Annotated in this window: 18 protein-coding genes and 1 other annotated feature; all 18 genes read right to left on the reverse strand. The window is 58.0% G+C overall.

Annotated features, from left to right (window positions below; genetic code table 11):
• Positions 1–185 precede the first annotated feature (185 nt).
• A complete protein-coding gene (gene recJ / locus AB7E65_RS06425; protein WP_072287861.1) occupies positions 186–1913 on the reverse strand; it encodes a single-stranded-DNA-specific exonuclease RecJ in 1728 nt (575 codons plus the stop codon).
• Positions 1914–2002: 89 nt separating this feature from the next.
• Positions 2003–2920, reverse strand: coding sequence for a protein translocase subunit SecF (gene secF / locus AB7E65_RS06430; protein WP_072287862.1), 918 nt, complete (start codon positions 2918–2920; stop codon positions 2003–2005).
• Positions 2921–2930: 10 nt separating this feature from the next.
• Positions 2931–4532, reverse strand: coding sequence for a protein translocase subunit SecD (gene secD / locus AB7E65_RS06435; RefSeq protein ID WP_428745489.1), 1602 nt, complete (start codon positions 4530–4532; stop codon positions 2931–2933).
• A 222-nt stretch (positions 4533–4754) separates the two neighbouring features.
• Complete coding sequence (gene yajC / locus AB7E65_RS06440; RefSeq protein ID WP_072287864.1) at positions 4755–5066, reverse strand: preprotein translocase subunit YajC; 312 nt, start codon at positions 5064–5066, stop codon at positions 4755–4757.
• Positions 5067–5152: 86 nt separating this feature from the next.
• A complete protein-coding gene (gene tgt, locus AB7E65_RS06445) occupies positions 5153–6283 on the reverse strand; it encodes a tRNA guanosine(34) transglycosylase Tgt (protein WP_428745490.1) in 1131 nt (376 codons plus the stop codon).
• 123 nt (positions 6284–6406) lie between these two features.
• Positions 6407–7438, reverse strand: coding sequence for a tRNA preQ1(34) S-adenosylmethionine ribosyltransferase-isomerase QueA (gene queA / locus AB7E65_RS06450; RefSeq protein WP_428745496.1), 1032 nt, complete (start codon positions 7436–7438; stop codon positions 6407–6409).
• 82 nt (positions 7439–7520) lie between these two features.
• Positions 7521–7709: a DUF2065 domain-containing protein gene (locus AB7E65_RS06455; RefSeq protein WP_072287867.1), complete on the reverse strand. Its 189-nt coding sequence runs from the start codon at positions 7707–7709 to the stop codon at positions 7521–7523.
• Positions 7710–7850: 141 nt separating this feature from the next.
• Complete coding sequence (locus AB7E65_RS06460; protein WP_428745497.1) at positions 7851–9737, reverse strand: YgiQ family radical SAM protein; 1887 nt, start codon at positions 9735–9737, stop codon at positions 7851–7853.
• Positions 9738–9785: 48 nt separating this feature from the next.
• On the reverse strand, positions 9786–10823 hold the full coding sequence (gene argC / locus AB7E65_RS06465) for an N-acetyl-gamma-glutamyl-phosphate reductase (protein WP_072288204.1): 1038 nt from the start codon (positions 10821–10823) through the stop codon (positions 9786–9788).
• Between the two features lie 111 nt (positions 10824–10934).
• Positions 10935–11327 carry a 30S ribosomal protein S9 gene (rpsI, locus tag AB7E65_RS06470; protein WP_072287869.1) on the reverse strand — a complete coding sequence of 131 codons (393 nt, stop codon included), beginning with the start codon at positions 11325–11327 and terminating at the stop codon, positions 10935–10937.
• A gap of 29 nt (positions 11328–11356) precedes the next feature.
• The gene (rplM, locus tag AB7E65_RS06475) at positions 11357–11785 is read right to left on the reverse strand and encodes a 50S ribosomal protein L13 (protein WP_072287870.1); all 429 of its coding nucleotides are present in this window, start codon (positions 11783–11785) and stop codon (positions 11357–11359) included.
• Between the two features lie 59 nt (positions 11786–11844).
• Positions 11845–12636 (reverse strand): tRNA pseudouridine(38-40) synthase TruA, encoded by a 792-nt coding sequence (gene truA / locus AB7E65_RS06480; RefSeq protein WP_428745491.1) that lies wholly within the window; start codon positions 12634–12636, stop codon positions 11845–11847.
• Positions 12633–13385: a CbiQ family ECF transporter T component gene (locus AB7E65_RS06485; protein WP_428745492.1), complete on the reverse strand. Its 753-nt coding sequence runs from the start codon at positions 13383–13385 to the stop codon at positions 12633–12635. The genes truA and AB7E65_RS06485 overlap by 4 nt, the downstream gene beginning before the upstream one ends.
• Positions 13386–13470: 85 nt before the next feature.
• The gene (locus AB7E65_RS06490; RefSeq protein WP_428745493.1) at positions 13471–14490 is read right to left on the reverse strand and encodes an aspartate-semialdehyde dehydrogenase; all 1020 of its coding nucleotides are present in this window, start codon (positions 14488–14490) and stop codon (positions 13471–13473) included.
• A 71-nt stretch (positions 14491–14561) separates the two neighbouring features.
• A complete protein-coding gene (leuB, locus tag AB7E65_RS06495) occupies positions 14562–15659 on the reverse strand; it encodes a 3-isopropylmalate dehydrogenase (protein ID WP_428745494.1) in 1098 nt (365 codons plus the stop codon).
• 222 nt (positions 15660–15881) lie between these two features.
• Positions 15882–16412 carry a 3-isopropylmalate dehydratase small subunit gene (locus AB7E65_RS06500; protein ID WP_428745495.1) on the reverse strand — a complete coding sequence of 177 codons (531 nt, stop codon included), beginning with the start codon at positions 16410–16412 and terminating at the stop codon, positions 15882–15884.
• Positions 16413–16450: 38 nt separating this feature from the next.
• Complete coding sequence (locus AB7E65_RS06505; protein WP_072287876.1) at positions 16451–17731, reverse strand: 3-isopropylmalate dehydratase large subunit; 1281 nt, start codon at positions 17729–17731, stop codon at positions 16451–16453.
• 56 nt (positions 17732–17787) lie between these two features.
• Positions 17788–19329 carry a 2-isopropylmalate synthase gene (locus AB7E65_RS06510; protein WP_072287877.1) on the reverse strand — a complete coding sequence of 514 codons (1542 nt, stop codon included), beginning with the start codon at positions 19327–19329 and terminating at the stop codon, positions 17788–17790.
• Positions 19330–19535: 206 nt separating this feature from the next.
• Positions 19536–19752: a binding site (T-box leader), on the reverse strand.
• Positions 19753–19971: the final 219 nt, after the last annotated feature.

Here is a 19971-nt window from a genome sequence, read left to right on the forward strand (position 1 = left end):
CAAACAGCAACGCCCGGGGCTTATGTTCCCGGGCGTTGCTGATTTTCACTTCTCCACACTATGCCGCCCGTTCATCACTGCCGCCGTTTGAAAAAGCAGAGCGTGGACGCTGAATGCCGTGCGGTCCGTAGGCAAAAGCCACCCTGCCCCAAAGAGCGCCGTCCGATGCAGCCTGAGCAGGGCGATCATTCATGGAGGGCGGGGCGGATGTGTTTGACCTGCAACTGAATGGAGACCTTGCCGCGCCAGTCATTCAAGCTGGGAATGAAGAGGATATCCTGGGGGCCGTCAAGCTGATGCCGCCGATCCGCCATGCCGAAGGCAATGGCGGACAAACCGCATCCTCCCTGACAGGCGAGAAACCGCAAATGGCTTTCACCGGCAACCTGAATGCATTGCAGGTGCACACCACGAGCCAGAAATAACGGCTGGGGGTTTCCCGGACCGTAGGGAGCAAGACGTTCCAGAGCCAGCAGGTCAGCGGCGTCGATCTCCTCCAGGGTAATTTCCCCGTCGTGAAATTGCCGGGGCAAAAGATCGTCCGGGCTCAACCGCTGCCGGGCCACCGCTTCAAAGCGCCGGGCGAATTCCGGAATCTTCTCCGCCCCGATGCTGAGTCCGGCAGCAAATTCATGACCGCCAAACCCCTGCAGGCAAGCATGGCAGTCCTGCAAGGCCTGATACAGGTGCAACCCCTTGATCGAACGTGCGGAACCTTTGCCGGCCCCCTCGTTCAGCGCGATCAACACTGTCGGGCGATGGTACTTTTCGACCAGCCGGCTGGCGACAATGCCGATCACGCCGGGGTGCCACCGCGCATCGGCGAGCACGATGCTGTGCGTCGCCCCGGAAGTTTCCCGCTGCCAGCGTTCATCGGCCTCCTCCAGGGTCTGCTGCTCGAGAACCTGGCGCTGTCGATTGACCCGGTCGAGCAACTCGGCCGCGGGCATGGCATCCTCGACGGACCTTTTCAGCAGCAGCTCAACGCCAACGGAGGCATCTTCGAGGCGGCCGGCGGCATTGATGCGCGGGGCCAGGCGAAACCCGACCGTGCCGCAGGTAACCTTGTCGACCGCGGCAACCTGTTTTAGCGCCTGCAGACCGGGCCGTCCGGAGTGGGACAGCAATTCGAGACCCGCCTTGGTCAAAGCGCGGTTTAGTCCCTTGAGAGGAACAATGTCCGCGATGCTGCCCAGTGCTACCAGATCAAGACCGTAGCGCAGATCCGGTTCGGCACTTTTGGTCCAGTATCCCGACTCGCGCAGATACCTGCGCAATGCGACCAGCAGCAAAAACACCACGCCGACGCCGGCAAGGTGCTTGTAGGGAAAGGAGCAATCGCGACGGGCGGGATTCACAATCGCCAAGGCTTGCGGAAGAATTTCCGGCGGCTGATGATGGTCGGTGATGATCAGATCAAGGCCCAGTTCGGCAGCCCTTTGCGCCTGCCGATGCGCGGAGATGCCACAGTCGACGGAGACCGCCACACGGGCGCCGGCTGCCGCGCAGGATTCGAGCGCCTCCAGGCACAGCCCGTAACCATCTTTCAGGCGCATGGGGATGTGGTAGCTGACCCGTCCGCCAATGGCGCGCAGGGTTTCGACCATCAACGCCGTGCCCGTAACGCCATCGACGTCGTAATCCCCGTGCACCGCGATCCCCTCCCCTTGACGCAAGGCCTGCGCCAGGCGCTCCACGGCGCGCTGCATGTCCGCCATCTGAAAAGGATCGGGCATGGCGGACAGCCGGGCTTCGAGAAACTCGCGAACTTCTTCGAGAGAGGGAAGGTCGCGGCGGCGCAGCACTTCCTCGGCCAGATGCGAAACACCCAAACACCGTTGCAGATCCACTCCCTGCAGAGCCTCGCTGCGAGGGCGTTCAATCCAGAGCGTATCCAGATGCGGCGTTACCATGTTCCCCCTTGTGTTTTGTCCTTCCAATGTGATCGGGCCAGGAGGTTTCCCTTCCCGGCCCGATCACGTCAGTTGCTTAAAGCCTTGAATCAGGAAGCCGTGGCATTGCGCCGTTTCTTCATATCGTCCCAGACCAGAAGAACCGGGCTGGCGACGAAAATAGAGGAATAGGTGCCAATCAGAATCCCGACCAGCATGGCGAAGGCGAAATTGTGAATGACCCCGCCGCCGAACAGAAACAAAGCCAACACGACAAGCAACGTGGTGCCCGAGGTGAGAATCGTGCGGGACAGAGTTTCATTGATGCTGCCATTGACCGTCTGATCGAAGGACTGCTTCGGATGCCGCCCGATATTTTCGCGAATCCGATCGTACACGATGATGGTGTCGTTCAGTGAATATCCGATGATGGCCAGGAACGCGGCAATGATCGGCAGGTCGATCTCCTTGCCGAACAGGGAGAACGCTCCGAGGGTAATGAGCACATCGTGCGCCAGGGCAATGACAGCGCCGACGGCGAATTTGAATTCGAAGCGAATGGTAATGTAGATCAGTACCCCGATCATGGCAAACAGGATAGCCATAAGCCCTTTTTTGCGCAGATCCTTGCCCACCTGTGGTCCGACCATTTCAACGCGCCGGATATCCACCGTTCCTTTACCGTAAGCCTGTTCAAGATGCGCGCCGACCTGCTGCGCCATCCCCTCGAGTTCGGAACTGGTGTCCTGCAGGCGAAGCATGAACTCCTGCGAGTCCCCCTCGAATTTCTGCACCAACAGACCTTTCAGGTGCATGCCCTTGAGGGCGGATTTGATATCGGCGGCCCGGGTGGCTTCGGAGAATTTGACCTGGATCAGGGTACCACCGGCAAAATCAATGCCGTATTCAGGTCCGCCTCTGGCAATCAGGGAAACAAGCCCGGCAACCACCAGCAACAGAGAAAAGATCAGCGCCAGCTTGCGCCGGCCGACAAAGTTGATATTGATATCGTGCTTGACGATTTGCATGCCACCCTCCCTAGATACTCAACCGCTTGACCTGGTAACGTTCCAGGAAAAAGTCGAAAACTACGCGCGAAACAAAGATGGCCGTAAAAAGGGAAGATACAATCCCCACCGACAGGGTCACGGCGAATCCTTTGACCGGGCCGGTGCCGAACTGGAACAGCACCAAAGCGGCGATCAAGGTTGTAATATTGGCATCCATAATCGTCAAAAAAGCCTTGCTGTAACCAGCCTCAAGCGCATTTCGGACCGTTTTTCCAAGACGCAGTTCCTCGCGGATACGTTCGTAAATCAGCACGTTGGCGTCGACGGCCATTCCCAGAGTCAGCACAATACCGCCGATCCCCGGCAGGGTGAGACTGGCCTTGAAGAGGCTGAGAAGCGCCAGAATGAATATCAGGTTGAGCACCAGCGCCAGGTTTGCCACCAGACCGGCAAGATTGTAATAGATTGCCATGGCAACCACCACAGCGATGCTGCCGATAATGACCGACAAAATCCCCTGATTGATGGAATCGAGACCGAGGGACGGACCCACCGTACGATTTTCGAGAATGGTAACCGGCGCGGGCAGCGAACCGGCACGCAGAACAATCGCCAGGTCGGTGGCCTCCTGCTCGTCAAAGGAACCGGAGATCTGCGCACTGCCGCCGGAGATCCTCTCGCGGATGACCGGTGCCGAGTAGACAGTATCGTCCAGCACGATGGCCATGCGCTGGCCAATGTTGGCGGCGGTAATCTGATCGAAGCGCTTGGCGCCCACGGCGTTGAAATCGATGGAAACGTAGGGTTCGTTAAAGCGGGGGTCGATACGCACCTGGGCGTCGGAGACCAGATCGCCAGTCAGGACGGTTTTGTCGTATACAACCAAAGGGACCTGGGTAACGGCCCCGGTCTTCCGGTCGACCATCCGTTCGTACAGAAGACGGGTTCCGGGAGGCAGCGCCCCGCCGGCAACGGCTTGCGGATCGACATTGTCCGCCACCATCTTGAACTCCAGCAGGGCGGTCTTGCCCAGCAGGGCAACGGCGCGTTTGGGCTCCTTGACCCCGGGCAACTGCACCAGGATGCGATCACTTCCCTGTCGCTGCAGAACCGTTTCACTGACCCCGAACTGATCGATACGGTTGCGCAGTGTCTCCAGCGCCTGCTTGACAGCGTTGTCCTTGATAGCCGACACCGCCTCCGTAGAATAGCGGAAGTTTTTTTCGATATACCCGCCCTGGGTCTCAAGGGTCAGCGGCTCGAGGTCAGCATAAACGCCCTCGCTCATCAGAGCATCGATCTGGCGGCCCGCCTCATCGTCGTAGACCACAACCGTCAGGCGATCATTGCCGGTCCGCGATACCCGCTTGAAAATAATATCCTTGTCCCTCAGCTCGCCCTCGATCTGGTCAACCAGTCCGTCAACCCGGCTTTCCACAGCCTTGTCGACGTCCACCCCGAGCACAAGATGCATGCCTCCCTGCAGGTCGAGACCGAGATGCAGAGGATCAAAACTTTTTTTCAGCCAGTTAGGGGTACTGTTGGGAAACAGCGTCGGCATTAATACCAACATGGACAGGACGAGGCACAACAGAACGACCCCTCCCCGAAGCTTGATGCTTTTGGACATGGCTGGTCACTACTCCTTTCGCAATCGATGACAGCGCGCCCGCCCGGCCCGGAAACCGGCAGGCGATCCGACGAACAGGACCGCTGCCAACGCGCAGGCAAGGTGCAGACACCCGGCAACCGCCGGATCCACAAACAAACGGCTATTCAACAACCGCCCCGCGAGGAAAAAGCGGAGCGGAATCATAAAAGCGCACCTGGGAAACGAAACTGCGATGCGGGTTCAGCCCTGTTCCACACTCACGATGGAGGAACGATTGACCCTGATTTTGACGCCCGTGGCAACTTCGAGGGACACGATGTTGTCCTGCACACTGGCGACCTTGCCGTGAATGCCACCGGCGGTGACGATCTGATCGCCGACCTTGAGTCCGTCAACCAGTTGTTTATGCTCTTTGGCACGTTTCTGCTGTGGCCGGATCAGGAGAAAGTAAAAGATGCCGAACATCAGCACCAGCATGATAATGGTACTGTAGGGGTTGGACTGACCGCCGGGGGGCGATGCCATGGCATGGGCTTCGGAAATCCAGAACATAATCGGCTCCTTCGGGTTGAAGTGTGGTTATTCGTTTACAATCTGTTAGCAGCCTACCATAAAAAACAGACGGACTCAGGTGTTTTTCAGTCCTGCGATCCGTCATCGTGGCGGCGCCTGTGGAAATCGGCGCGAAAGGCGCCAAAGCGTCCCTGTTCGATGGCAAGCCGCGCCTGACGCATCAAATCGAGATAATAATGGAGATTATGCCGCGTGTTGAGCATCGAAGCCAGAATCTCGTTACTTTGATACAGATGGCGCAAATAGGCGCGACTGTAGTTACGGCACACATAACACCCGCAGGCGGGATCGACGGGGCCATTGTCATCGGCATAACGCGCCTGCTTGATGCTGATTTTTCCAAAGGAAGTAAACAGCGTGCCGTTGCGGGCGTTGCGTGTCGGCATCACGCAGTCGAACATATCCACGCCGCGCGCTATGCCCTCGATAAGGTTTTCCGGCGTTCCGACACCCATGACATAACGCGGGCACTGCTGCGGCAGCAGCGGCAGCGCGATATCCATCATCTCGTACATGTGCTCGGCCTCTTCACCGACGGACAGACCACCGAGGGCATAGCCGTCAAAACCGATCTCCACGAGAGCTTCGGCGCTCTGGCGCCGCAAATCCGGATACATGCCTCCCTGCACGATGCCGAACAGGGCAGCCCCATCCCGGCGGCTGCGGGCGTTTTTGGAACGCAGTGCCCAACGCTGGGAAAGGGCGGTGGAGTCCGCAACGTATTCGCGACTCGAAGGATAGGGAATGCACTCGTCGAAGACCATGATGATATCCGCCCCGAGGGCTTCCTGCACCGCGATGGACACCTCCGGCGTGAGAACCTGCCGGGAGCCGTCGAGGTGGGACTGAAAGCGCACGCCGTCCTCGCTGATCTTGCACAGCTTGCCGAGGCTGAACACCTGGAACCCGCCGCTGTCGGTCAGGATCGGACCGGTCCAGTGCATAAAGGAATGCAGGCCGCCGAGCCGTTGGATGCGCTCGTGGCCAGGGCGCAAAAACAAATGGTAGGTGTTGGCCAGAATGATCTGCGCACCTTCCGCCTTGAGATCCTCGGGCAGTATGGCCTTGACCGTGCCCTGGGTGCCCACCGGCATGAAAACAGGCGTTTCCACCACGCCCCGGCGGGTCGTCATGCGGCCACGCCGCGCCTGGCTGCCGGAGTCCTGCGTAAGCAATTCGAACCTGAAACCCTTCACAGACAATAAATTCCTTCCGGAGACCTGCCCGCGAAGCAACGATCCCCTTTTGATCGAAACACTGCAAACGATGCGACAGCATCAGAACTGTCCTGCGCCGATATGCCACGGGGCACCGCCGGCTCAGAGGATCAACATACAATCGCCATAGCTGAAAAAACGAAAACGCTCGGCCACGGCCCTTCGGTAAGCCTCGAGGACAAAATCCCGGCCTGCAAAAGCCGCTACCAGCATCAGCAAAGTTGAGCAGGGTAAATGGAAGTTGGTTATCAGCCCGTCTATAATCCGGAAGTCAAAGCCGGGCCGGATAAACAGGTCGCAACTGCCCTGCCCCTCGCACAGCCTGCCACGGTCATCGACAGCGTATTCCAGGGTGCGCGTACTGGTAGTGCCAAGAGCAATGACACGCCGCCCCTCCTGCTTGGCAAGATTGACAGCCGCCGCGGTATCCGCCGGCACAATGTAATTTTCCTCGTGCATGCGATGTTCGGCCAGATTATCGGTGCGCACCGGCAGAAAAGTCCCAAGCCCGACATGCAGCGTCAAAGTGTGGATATCGACCCCCCTGGTCCGCAGAGCCTGAAGGATTCCCCCGGTAAAATGAAGGCCGGCGGTGGGTGCGGCAACGGCACCCGCCGCTCTGGCGAAGACGGTTTGATAGCGGATATGATCTTCTTCGGTGGCTTCCCGTCGGATATAAGGCGGAAGCGGAATTCGTCCGACCCGGCCAAGGACCGCGGCAAAGTCTCCGGGGCATTCGAAACGCACATGCCGGTAGGGAGAAGCGCCTCCTTCGGTAACGACACCCTCAAGTCCTTCCCCGAAACACAGGCGCATGCCGGTGCGAGGCGACTTGGAACACCGGGTCAGGCAGGCCCAGGTCTCATCGTCGCCAGGCAGGCGCCGCACCAGAAACACCTCGATACGTCCGCCAGTCTCCTTGCGGCCCAGAAGACGCGCAGGAATCACCCGTGTATCGTTGACAACAAGCACGTCCCCTGCGCGAAACCAGTCGACGATTTCGGCGAAGCGCGCCAGCTGTGCCTGTTGCGTTTCCCGGTTGAGAACCATCAGTCGGGAGGACTGGCGTTCCTGCAAAGGGTGCTGGGCAATCAGCGCTTCCGGAAGTTCGAAATCGAAATCATTCAGACGCATATGATGGTTTACAACTTTCGTCAATGCCAGGCTCCGGGCAGCATAATCTGCCTGTGCAGATCATGCTGATAACTCGCGGAACTCATCCTTTAACCAGATACACCAGCAGCAACCCGCTTGCCATAAGCAACAGTCCCATACCGCGCATGATGCGATCGGGTATGCGCAAAAAGCCAAGCAGCATTTTTTTCATACCGGCAGGCGAAACAAACCAGGGCATGCCCTCGACGATCAGCACCACCCCCATCACCGTCACCATAAAATCGACCATGGCAGCATTCCTCTTGTCAAAGGGCGCTATCTTAATCTTCCCGGCAGGCACTGTCAAGAAATGCGGCCGCAGACCGGTGTCATGGAACTCCTTGCCACCCTGACCTGCCAGCTATGACCGACCGCTGCCAGCAACCTGCCCTTATTCGGATTTGCGGTTCTGGCCAGATTTTTTTCCATGTCGTCTGGCACTGGCGGAAGCGGAAATCTGGCGGCGTTTATCCACCCCCTTACCCAGCAGCCGATCTGCTGCATCAAGGCGGCCGCAGCTTTGCAATGCATGCATGATACTGGTTCGCTGTTCCGGCAGGTGCCACAGCAGCAAGGCTTTTTGCAGGCGCCTTTCCCGATCGCCCCTGGCAACATGGACCGATCTTCCGGTCTCGGGGTCGATGCCGGTGTGATACATGCAGGTTGCCAGCGTTCCCGGCGTCGGCGTAAATTCCTGCACCTGTTCGACACGCAACCCGGTCTCCTTTAAAAACAGTGCGGTGTCGACCATGTCCCCCAGGGTGCAACCGGGGTGCCCGGCGATAAGATAGGGAACTATCGCCTGTCGCCTGCCCTGCTCGCGATTAAACAAGCGAAAACCATGCAGAAAACGCAGGAAAATAGCCGGTCCCGGCTTGCGCATGATCTTCGCCACCTTGCCGCTCAAGGTTTCCGGCGCGACCTTGAGCAGGCCGCTGATGTGCCGTTCCAGCAGTTGCCGGGAATAGGCCGGCTGTTGCTCCAGGAGATCGAGACGCACGCCGGATGCGACGAACACGTGACGCACGTTGGGCAACGCCCCGATTTTTTTCAACATCGCGGCGATGGCTTTATCTTCGGCCACGAGATGCTTGCAGGGTTCGGGAAACAGGCAGCCCTGGCGGCGGCAGTTGCGGCGCGCCTCGGCATTGCCACAATGCGCACCGTACATATTGGCGGATGGTCCGCCGACATCGGTGATTGTGCCCCGAAAACCTTCGGATTCAGCCATCCTGGCGGCTTCGGCCAGAATGGAAGCTTCGGAACGGGACTGTATTGTTTTTCCCTGATGGGAGGCAATGGCACAGAAGGCACAGCCGCCAAAACATCCCCGGTGGCTGGTTATGGAGTAGCGGATCTGTTCAAAGGCTGGAATCGGGTCGGTGTAACCGGGATGCGGCAGGCGACTGAACGGCAAGGCATACAATGCGTCCAGCTGCTGTTGGTCGAGGGGTAAAGCCGGAGGGTTGACAAGGACCCAGCGCTCGCCGTGATGCTGTGCGACACGACGCCCCCGGTAAGGGTCGGCTTCAGCTGCCGCACGCATGAAAGCGTCATTGAAAGCCGACGCGTCCTGGCACACGGTTTCATAGGAAGGCAGTTCGACGGTTCCCGCAGGCGCCTGTGAAACCATGACCGCCGATGCGGGGAGGTCCAGAATTTGAGCAGGACGGCTTCCGGCCGCGCAGCGCCGCGCCAGCTCCAGAAGACTGGTCTCCGCCATGCCGTAAATCAGCATATCGCCTTTGGCATCGGCCAGCACCGAACGGCGTACTTTGTCCGACCAGTAATCGTAATGCGCCAGACGGCGCAGGCTGGCTTCAATCCCGCCGATGACCACCGGAAGCCCTTTGTAGGCGCTCTTGAGTGCCGCGGTATAAGCGATGACCGCGCGGTTGGGGCGGGCCCCGGCCTGCCCTCCGGGTGTATAGGCATCGTTGTGGCGCAGCTTGCGCGCAGCCGTGTAATGGTTCACCATGGAATCCATGGCGCCGGCGGAAACCGCCCCAAACAGTCGCGGCCGGCCCATGACACGAAAAGCATCGCCACGTCTCCAGTCCGGCTGGGGGAGGATGCCGACCCGAAACCCATGACTAAAGAGAAACCGCGCCAGCAGCGCCACGCCAAATGCCGGATGATCGACATAGGCATCGCCACTGACAAACAGGACATCGAGTTCGTCCCAGCCTAGGTCCTCCATTTCCCGCCGACTGGTCGGCAGGAAAAGCGGAGAACGATCCGGCGCATAAAGGTTGCCTGGATGGACGCGCGTGTTAATGACAGCACCCCGGTACGGGCTTGAGCAAAGCAGACTCTCCCAGCAGCATCAGGGATACAGGGGAAGATCCTTCAGCCCGCAATCTTCCTCCCAGTCCAGCATGATGTTCATATTCTGCACCGCCTGGCTGGCCGCGCCCTTGAGCAGGTTATCGATAACCGAGACGACGATGACACGGCCGGTGCGAGGGTCCCCGACAACGCCGAGATTACAGAAATTGCTGCCGCGCACATGGAGTATATTGGGTAATTCGCCCTTTGGGTGAACCCGCACAAAAGGTTCATCGGCATAACGCCGCGCGAACAATCCCTGCAGCTGCGCCGTATCCATGGGCTGCGTCAAGGTTGCGTAACAGGTGGACAAAATGCCACGGCTGACCGGCAACAGGTGCGGTGTAAAGCTGACGCGAACCGGCTGCCCCGCCAACTGGCCGAGGGTCTGCTCGATTTCCGGAGTGTGGCGATGCGAAGCCACACCGTAGGCTTTGAAACCTTCATTGACCTCGCAATACAGGCTGCCGAGCTTTGCGGTACGTCCGGCTCCGCTGGTACCCGACTTGCTGTCAATGATCAGGCTGTGTGGATCGATCAGCATCTTTTCCAGCAACGGGGCCAGCGCCAAAGCGACACTGGTCGGATAGCAACCCGGATTGGCCACCAGACGTACGCCGCGAATATTCTCGCGAAAAAGCTCAGGGAGCCCATAGATCGCCTCGCCCAGCAACTCGGGGCTGGTATGTTTGTCGTACCATGCCTCATAAACGGCAACATCGCGCAGGCGGTAATCCGCGGACAGATCGACAACTTTTTTGCCGGCCTTGAGCAATTCGGGAACCACAAGCATGGCGGCCTTGTGAGGCAGTGCGGTAAATACGAAGTCGGATTTTCGGATGATGGTATCGAGGTCGACCGGATCAAAGGCCAGATCGATACGTCCGAGCAGTGAAGGGAAAACACTGACAATGGGCGTTCCGGCATTCTGACGGGAAGTCACGCAGGTAATTTCGACCCGCGGATGATTAAGCAGCAACCGAAGCAGTTCGACACCGGTATAACCACTGGCGCCGACAATGGCAACTCTGACCATGGCAACCTCCATAAAAGCGAAAAGGGAAACCCGCGGGTTTCCCTTTGCACCATAGCTGTAAAGACGCAGAGCTGGGCAGAATGACCGACCCGACCCTGCAACCCATCCGGATTAACGTTTGGAGAACTGGAACCGTGCGCGGGCGGATTTGCGTCCGTATTTTTTGCGCTCCTTGGCACGGCTGTCGCGGGTAATGAATCCGGCTTTTTTAAGCACAGCGCGGAGTTCGGGATCGGCCTCGAGCAGAGCCTTGGTGATGCCATGCTTGATGGCACCGGCCTGACCCGAGGGCCCGCCGCCGCATACATTGACCAGAATATCGAACTTCCCGACGTTGTTGGTCAGTTCAAGAGGCTGGCGAATAACCATCTTGGAGGTTTCCCGTCCAAAATACTCATCCAGGGTGCGACGATTGACAGTAATGTTACCTTCCCCCGGCTGCAGCCAGACACGGGCGATGGATGTTTTTCTTTTGCCGGTTGCGTAGAACCTTTGTTCGGCCATCTTTATCTCCTGACTCGGTCCTGAATTCCTTAAATGTTCAATTCAAGCGGCTGCTGGGCAGCATGCGGATGCTCGCCGCCGGCATACACCTTCAGCTTGCGGATCATGTCCCGGCCCAGCTTGTTCCTGGGCAACATGCCTTTGACAGCCTTCCTGATCAGATCTTCGGGCTTCTTGTCAAGCATTTGCGCGGCAGTGGCCTCGCGCAATCCGCCGGGATATCCGGAGTGGCGGTAATACATCTTGGCAGCCAGTTTATTACCGGTCAGCTTGACCTTTTCGGCATTGATAACGACCACAAAATCACCGGTATCCACACTCGGGGAGTAAATCGCCTTGTGCTTGCCGCGCAGGACGCGGGCAATCTCGCTTGCGGCGCGACCCAGCACCTTGCCATCCAGGTCGACGACATACCAGTTCTTTTTGACTTCGGATTTTTTTGCTACCTGCGTGCTCATGGCTTCCTCTCTATGCGTAAACTGTGATTTGCGTAACGGGACCACAGGGACATCCGAATTTAGCGGAACGTCCCGGACATGTCAAGGCATTTTTGCCCGGGAAAAACATCCTGCCCGGCGTAATCGACCGCCATCAGGCAAAGCCCCTGGGGCGGAGCCGTGACCCCGGCACGATCCCTGCCCCCAGCCGACAGCATATCTTCAATTTCGCAAGGCGACCTGCTTCCCAGGCCGACCTCGACCAGGGTCCCGACCATGATGCGCACCATGTTCCGCAAAAAACCTTCACCGCGCACATCCACCTGCAGCAAAGGATCTTCCTTAACCAGATCGACGGAGAAAAGCTCTCGCACCGTTGTGCGGGCCGCACAGCCGCTGGCGCGAAACGCCGAAAAATCATGTCGCCCGACAAACAGTTCGGCGGCCTCACGCATGGCCTGGACATCCAGTCGCCCACGCACCTGCCAGCTGAAACGGCAGGCCATGGGGGATCGCACCGCAGCGCGATAAATACTGTAACGATACCACTTGGATCTGGCGCTGTAACGGGCGTGAAAATCATCGCATGCCAGCGCTGCGTCGCGCACGGCGATATCCGCCGGAAGGTGCCGGTTGACGCCATCACGATAAGCGCGCATCGGCAAAAGTTTATCCGTGACGAAATGCGCCACCATGCCGCGTGCGTGAACCCCCGCATCGGTACGGCCGGAGGAAACCAGCCGATGCCTGACTCCGCAGATGCGCGCCAGAGCATCCTCAACCACCTGCTGCACGGCGAGGCCGTTGGGTTGAATCTGCCAGCCCACGTATTGCGTGCCGTCGTACTCTATGACAAGCCGCACGACGCTCATCGCACACCCCACAACCAGCACGGCACAAAAACCGCGGATGCCAGCAATACCAGACGGTCGGCCATAGCCATTCTAGCCCCGGCGGATACCTCGGCGGAAAAAGACAGCCCCGATTCGCAATGCACGTTCACGGCTATCATATCAACTTTCTGAAACAGGCCATCCATCAACAGGAAAAAGGACTCCACGGCATCGCCGAACCGCGCAAACCAGGGACGCCCCGGGTTACGATCAGGCTTCTTCGCCGAGGATAGCGCATCCTGAACCAGAGGCAACCATAAAAACACGAGAGCCACATGACGGCTCAGAAAACCCGCCGCGGGCAACCGCCCGAGCCTGCCCATGTTCAACCGCAGGGCCTGCATGAGGCAGGCAGGCGACGTGGTCCAACAGAATACAGCGGAACAAAGCGATGCCAGGCCCAGCCGCCAGACAATCAAGACGCCCTCGTAAAATCCATCCAAAGACAGAAAGGCCACGCCACCCAGCGTCCGTCCGCTGCCCAGCAGAAGGTGCATCAGAAGTACTCCGGCAAACAGCCAGCGTAAGGAAAAGCACCGCCGCAACAGTCGTTGCCGGGGGACACCACACAGCAGCACCAGGCTCAGAACCGGCAGACTGATACCCAGCAGAGCCTTGACGCCAGGGGCCGAAAAAACGCCAACCAGCAAAGCTGCCAGAGCCACCAGCCTGGTGCGGGGGTCGAGTGCGAAGGGTTTTTGCGCCACGGGCTGCCGTGCGTCTGCCACAATCTCACCCCTGTCCCTGTATGGTTACCCAGAATCAGCAAAGGGGCCCCGGAGGCCCCTTTGAAAACGACCGGTTGTTTGCAATTTACAGATATTTGGCCGCAAGCAATTCAGCGATCTGAACCGCATTGGTGGCGGCGCCCTTGCGAAGATTGTCGGCAACCACCCACAGATTCAGACCGTTTTCGATCGACTCGTCCTCACGAATACGGCCCACGTAGGTAAGATCCTGCCCGGCGGCATCAATCGCGGTCGGATAAAGCAGATTGGCAACATCATCAACCACCCGGACGCCCGGAGCCGCAGCCAGAAGTTCGCGGGCCTTGGCCGCGGACAGCGGTTTTTCGGTTTCGATATTGACCGCTTCGCTATGGCAGTAAAACACCGGAACCCGAACCGTGGTGGCGGTAACACGCAAGGCGTTGTCGCCGAGAATTTTTCTGGTTTCGTTGACCATTTTCATTTCTTCCTTGGTATAACCGTTATCAAGGAAGACATCAATGTGCGGCAGGCAATTAAAGGCAATCTGATGAGGATACACCTTGCACTCGGCAGGACGACCGTTGAGCAACTCGCCGGATTGAATGCGCAGCTCCTCGATGGCATTTCGTCCGGTGCCGGACACGGCCTGATAGGTAGAAACAACGATACGCTTGATTTTAGCGTAGTCATGCAGCGGCTTGAGGGCAACCATCATCTGGATAGTGGAACAGTTGGGGTTGGCGATGATACCTTTATTGGTATACAGGGCAACATCCGCCGGGTTGACTTCGGGAACCACCAAAGGGACTTCGGGATCCATGCGCCAGGCACTGGAATTATCAACGCAGACCGCCCCGGAAGCCGCGGCGATGGGACAGAATTCCTCACTGCGCGAACCGCCGGCGCTGAACAGGGCGATATCGATACCCTTGAAAGAATCCCTGCCAAGTTTCTGCACAACCAGTTGCTCGCCCCTGAATTCCAGAAATTTCCCTTCGGAACGTTCGGACGCCAGCAAACGCAGCTCCCCGATGGGAAAATTACGCTCGGCCAACACTTCCAGCATCTGATTACCCACGGCGCCGGTAGCTCCGGCGACCGCGACATTGAACAACTTGGACATGGATGATTCCTTCCGCTTGGAACGCGACTATAGATTATCAGGGGACAGGACCTGTTCCGGTCCCTGCCGGCTTACGCCCGGTTAATTTCAGCCACCACCGCATCGCCCATGGCGCTGGTGGAAACCAACTGCTCACCGCTCGCATTCTGGAATATATCCTGAGTGCGCAACCCTTTGGCAAGACAGTTTTCCACTGCTTTTTCAATACATTCCGCGGCCTCGGGCAGACCGCATGAATACCGCAGCAGCATTGCCGCCGATAAAATCTGGGCAACGGGATTGGCAACATTTTTACCGGCGATGTCCGGCGCGCTGCCGCCGGCAGGTTCGTACATGCCGAAGGTGCCTTCCGCCAGCGAGGCAGATGGCAACATCCCCAGAGAGCCGGTCAGCATGGCGGCCTCGTCAGACAGAATGTCACCAAACATATTGGGGCACAAAACCACGTCGAACTGCTTGGGATTCTTGACCAGCTGCATGGCGGCGTTATCGACATACATATGGGTCAGGGCTACATCGGGGTAGTCGGCGGCAACCTGTTCCACCACTTCGCGCCACAGCACCGAACTCGACAGGACATTCGCCTTATCGATGGACACGAGTTTTTTGCCTCTCTTGCCGGCGGCTTCAAAAGCGACGCGCGCGATTCGCTCGATCTCGTATGCTGAATAAGCCATGGTATCAAAACCACGCCGCTGAGAGCCTTCGCCCTCGATCCCTTTGGGCTGGGCGAAATATACATCCCCGGTCAGCTCGCGGACAACCAGGATATCGAAACCTCCGGCTATAATTTCTTCCTTGAGTGAAGAAGCCGAGGTCAAAGACGGAAACACGATGGCAGGCCGGAAGTTGCAGAACAGCCCGAAGATTTTTCGCAAAGGCAACAGCGCACCGCGCTCGGGACGCTCCTCGGCGGGCAGCAGATCCCACTTGGGCCCGCCGACACTGCCAAACAGAATGGCGTCGGAGGCGTGGCACAATGCGATCGTGGCATCGGGCAGCGCCTTTCCATCCGTATCGATGGCAACGCCGCCCACATTGGCAAAGTTGCGTTCGAACCTGACGCCGAATTTCTGTTCAATGGCATCCAGAGCCTTCATGGCCTCTGCCATGATTTCAGGGCCAATACCGTCACCGGGCAAAACTGCCAGCTTGAATGCTTTTTTCATTGCAGATAGTCTCCTTGCAAATAAGGCCTTGCACCGCTCATTTCCGTTACCCGGTTTGCTCGAACGGCGCCATAATAGGAAGGGCCTCGGGAAATTGTCAAATATTTTTGCCCTTTGAGGGCCTCGGCCAAAAGAGTTGCGCCTTAAATGGCACATATTTATGTGTTTCTTTTGGCACAGTGTTAACAAAAAATGACCGGGGCGAGCCCGGTCATCTTGGTCTTAATACCGCTGGTCGGCAAATTCGACCCATCCACCCGCCTCAACCAGGGCCTGATCGAAGGGGCTGATGGCAAAGGAAAAGACTTCCCTGCGCGCGCCGACCTCGGCCTCGATCCGGTGCGTCTGAAGGTTGATGGCAATCATGACTTCCCCTTGTTTCTCCAGATCCAGAAGACGGTCAATATCCTCCGCCAGCAACTCAATGGCAAGCATGCCGCAGTTAAACATATTCTGGCGGAAAATACGTGCATAGCTCTCTGCAATGACCGTATAGATACCATTGACTTCCAGCGACCATGGCGCGTGCTCGCGCGATGATCCGCAACCGAAGTTTTTACGAGCCACAATCACTTTGGCCCGTCGCAATGCCTCCCCGGCAGGATCGAACCCGGGCAGTTTCAGATCCTCAAGCAGGTAGGGCTTGAGGGCTTCCTTGGTAACTTCCGTCAAATAGCGCGCCGGGATGATTTCGTCGGTATTGATATCGGACCGATCCAGAAAAATTGCCGGACCGCCAAAGGTTCTTTTCATAATGGTTTTGCTCCTTCCTCAAAAAGCCGCATTGCGGATCACAAATCGCGTGGATCGGTCACGGCTCCCGTAATCCCGGAAGCGGCCGCGGTTGCCGGACTCATAAGGTACACCATCCCCCCCTGCCCCATGCGTCCCTGGAAGTTCCGGTTGCTGGTCGCGGCACAAGCCTCGCCAGGCGCCAGAACGCCGTTGCTCATACCGAGGCACGCGCCGCAGGTCGGATTGGTGATGCAGAAGCCGGCATCCATGAAAATGGCGAGAAGCCCCTCTTCCATCGCCTGACGGAAGATTTTGGGAGTGCCGGGCGACAGGATCCCGCGTACGTTGGCAGCAAGCTTGCGGCCCCTGAGAATTTCGGCGGCCTGGCGCAGGTCTTCAAGGCGACCGTTGGTGCAGGTGCCGATATACACCTGGTCGATTTTGGCACCGGCCATCTCCCGCGCAGACTTAACGCAGTCGGGCTTATAGTCGAAGGTCACCTGGGGCTCAAGACCGGTGACATCGATATCAAGGACCCTGGCGTACTCGGCATCGGCATCCGAATGCCACTTTTTGAAATCGGCAAGGGCAGCTTCCCTGGAAGGGTACTCCTCGGCGATAAAGGGCCACAGATAATCAACCGTCACCGCGTCGGGCAGGCAGATGCCGCAGGTGCCACCGGCTTCGATGGCCATATTGGTCAGCGTCATGCGGGCATCCATGGACATGGCCTCGACCACCGGACCACGGAACTCGATCACGTGATCGGTGGCACCGTTGACGCCAAGCCGGTGAATGATATGCAGTATGACATCCTTGGCGTAGACGTGCGCGGGGAGGTTTCCGGAAATGTTGACCCTGATGCTCTGCGGCTTGCGGAAGGCGCAAACCCCTTTCAGGATACCGACCTCCAGGTCGGTAGTGCCGACGCCGGCGGCAAAAGCGCCGAAAGCGCCATGGGTACAGGTGTGACTGTCACCCATGATGACGGTGAATCCGGGACGGATAAAACCCTTCTCCGGAAACAGCGCATGGCACACGCCATTGTGACCGATATCGAAAAAATCGGGAATGTCGTGGCGGTGAGCCCAGTCCCGCAGAATTTTTCCCTGGATGGCGGTCTTGCTGTCCTTGGCCGGGGTGACATGATCGATAACGGCCTTGATCTTGAGGGGGTCGAAAACCCGGTCCTTGCCACGCCACTCCAGGTCGGCAATGGCTACTGGGGTGGTAATTTCGTGGCACAGAACCCGGTCGAGATCAAGAACATAGGTTCCCGGAAAGGGTTCGTCACGCAAATGCGCTGCGAAAATCTTTTGTGCAATCGTCTGTCCCATGAATGACTCCAAAATTCCTGAAAAAAATCGGGCCGGAACCCCGGCCCGCCAATGAGCTAAAAATGGGCCGTAGGGCGTTTTTTGACCACGGATGCCAGATGGTTCAGAGCATTGATGTATGCCTTGGCACTAGCCACGATGATATCGGGATGCGCCCCCTGGCCAAGCACCTCGCGGCCGTCGAGTTCAAGACGCACGGTGCATTCACCCTGGGCATCGGTTCCCCCGGTAATCGCGCCGACGGTGAAACTGAGCAGATTGGCCTTGCTCTTGGTGAGTTTCTTGATGGCCTTGAAGGTGGCGTCAACGGGTCCGCCGCCAATCATTGCGCCCTTTTTAACCTTACCGTCGATTTCCATTTCAACCGTAGCGGTGGGAGCGGCGAAGGAACCGGAGCTGGTGTTCATCTGCAACAATTTGTATTTTTCGGGGATACGAATGATTTCGTCGGCTACAATGGCATCGAGGTCTTCGTCGAAAATCTCCTTCTTCTGGTCGGCAAGGGCCTTGAAACGCACGAAAGCCCGGTCCAGATCATCCTTGCCCAGAGCATAGCCGAGCTGTTCCAGACGCTGTCCGAAAGCATGCCGTCCCGAATGCTTGCCAAGCACCAGCTTATTGCGGGTCAGGCCGATGGACTCGGGCGTCATGATCTCGTAGGTCGACTTCTCCATCAAAACTCCATGTTGATGGATGCCCGCTTCATGAGCAAAGGCATTGGCGCCGACAATCGCCTTGTTGGGCTGCACCTGAATGCCGGTGATGGTGGACAGCAATTTGCTGGTGGCATAGATATGCTCGGTAACCAGGTCGGTTTTGAACGGCAGGATGTCGGCGCGGGTGCGCAGCGTCATAACGACCTCTTCCAGCGAACAGTTGCCGGCGCGCTCGCCGATGCCGTTGATGGTACACTCAACCTGCTCTGCCCCCGCCTCAATGGCAGCCAAAGAATTGGCCACCGCCAGACCGAGGTCGTTGTGGCAATGCACGGACAGAATGGCCTTGTCGACATTGGGCACGCTGTTTTTAAGCCCGCGGATCAGAGCGGCAAATTCGGACGGGATGCTGTAGCCGACCGTATCGGGGATGTTGACGACTCGGGCTCCCGCGGCAATGACCGCCTCGACCACCCGAGCCAGAAATTCGGGCCGGGTGCGCGCTGCGTCCTCGCAGCTGAACTCGATATTTTCCGTATAACGACCGGCACGCCGGATGGCGGCAACAGCGGTCTCGATGACCTGTTCCTCGCTCATCTTGAGCTTGTACTTCATGTGAATGTCGCTGGTGGCCAGGAACGTGTGGATGCGGCCGCGGTCGCCGGCATGCTTGAGAGCCTCCCAGGCACAGTCAATGTCCTTGTCGGACGCACGGCACAGTCCGGCGATCTGCGGCCCCTTGATGGTCTGGGCAATACGCCTTACCGCTTCGAAATCGCCTTCGGAAGCAATGGGAAAACCGGCCTCGATTACATCAACGTTCAATTTGGCAAGCTGAAACGCGATACGCAGTTTCTCATCGATATTCATGCTGGCGCCAGGCGATTGCTCGCCATCGCGCAGGGTAGTGTCGAAAATCTTTATATTTTTTACGTTCTGCATGGGACCTCCGTCAGTTGCCGCCCCGGCATCGTCACCGCAAGCAGGGAGCGGTCGTCTTCGTGAATAATTTTCGGACAATTTTACCTATAACGTAAGGACGATGAACTATCAGGTCACCCAGGTCCGATTCCACCTGACCACCCCCTTTCCTGTTTCCGCGCATCATGACCTAGCATGCCGCCGGATACACAAAAGCTCTCTTCCCTTCCAGGGGCGAGAGCTTGGCTTCGCGGTACCACCCTGATTCAGCCCCGACGGGGCCCTTCATTTCCATTCACGCAGGCTCACGTCGCAACCTAGCCGCCACTGCCGGTTCAATCGCGCAACTCCGAGGCGAGTTCAGCCCGCTCGATACCGGCTCGCAGCAACCGCCGGCTCTCTGCAATCGAGTGAGGACCTACTACTCCTCTTCACCGTCTTTCAGACATTCGCTATACCGTACTAGACCAGAATCCAGTCCATACTGTCAAGGCGTAAAGGGTCGAAACAGCAGTTATTGCAGCATTTTTTCGATGCGGCGATACGATATTCGGTATCTTTAAAATACCGGCCCTGCCTCTTTGTTGAAGCGGAAGACAAACCCCATGCCGGTGCGCCGCCGGCTTTCATCCGCAACCTGAGCATGCCCGCATCTGAAAATCC

It is taken from the genome of Syntrophotalea sp., assembly GCF_050253115.1.
GTDB classification, from domain to species: domain Bacteria; phylum Desulfobacterota; class Desulfuromonadia; order Desulfuromonadales; family Syntrophotaleaceae; genus Syntrophotalea; species Syntrophotalea acetylenica.

Bases quoted from the DNA above. Each gene is read 5' to 3' on its own strand.
- recJ (WP_072287861.1), bottom strand. From the start codon at position 1,913: ATGGTAACGCCGCATCTGGATACGCTCTGGATTGAACGCCCTCGCAGC.
- secF (WP_072287862.1), bottom strand. From the start codon at position 2,920: ATGCAAATCGTCAAGCACGATATCAATATCAACTTTGTCGGCCGGCGC.
- secD (WP_428745489.1), bottom strand. From the start codon at position 4,532: ATGTCCAAAAGCATCAAGCTTCGGGGAGGGGTCGTTCTGTTGTGCCTC.
- yajC (WP_072287864.1), bottom strand. From the start codon at position 5,066: ATGTTCTGGATTTCCGAAGCCCATGCCATGGCATCGCCCCCCGGCGGT.
- queA (WP_428745496.1), bottom strand. From the start codon at position 7,438: ATGCGTCTGAATGATTTCGATTTCGAACTTCCGGAAGCGCTGATTGCC.
- AB7E65_RS06455 (WP_072287867.1), bottom strand. From the start codon at position 7,709: ATGGTCGATTTTATGGTGACGGTGATGGGGGTGGTGCTGATCGTCGAG.
- argC (WP_072288204.1), bottom strand. From the start codon at position 10,823: ATGGTCAGAGTTGCCATTGTCGGCGCCAGTGGTTATACCGGTGTCGAA.
- rpsI (WP_072287869.1), bottom strand. From the start codon at position 11,327: ATGGCCGAACAAAGGTTCTACGCAACCGGCAAAAGAAAAACATCCATC.
- rplM (WP_072287870.1), bottom strand. From the start codon at position 11,785: ATGAGCACGCAGGTAGCAAAAAAATCCGAAGTCAAAAAGAACTGGTAT.
- truA (WP_428745491.1), bottom strand. From the start codon at position 12,636: ATGAGCGTCGTGCGGCTTGTCATAGAGTACGACGGCACGCAATACGTG.
- AB7E65_RS06490 (WP_428745493.1), bottom strand. From the start codon at position 14,490: ATGTCCAAGTTGTTCAATGTCGCGGTCGCCGGAGCTACCGGCGCCGTG.
- leuB (WP_428745494.1), bottom strand. From the start codon at position 15,659: ATGAAAAAAGCATTCAAGCTGGCAGTTTTGCCCGGTGACGGTATTGGC.
- AB7E65_RS06500 (WP_428745495.1), bottom strand. From the start codon at position 16,412: ATGAAAAGAACCTTTGGCGGTCCGGCAATTTTTCTGGATCGGTCCGAT.
- AB7E65_RS06505 (WP_072287876.1), bottom strand. From the start codon at position 17,731: ATGGGACAGACGATTGCACAAAAGATTTTCGCAGCGCATTTGCGTGAC.
- AB7E65_RS06510 (WP_072287877.1), bottom strand. From the start codon at position 19,329: ATGCAGAACGTAAAAAATATAAAGATTTTCGACACTACCCTGCGCGAT.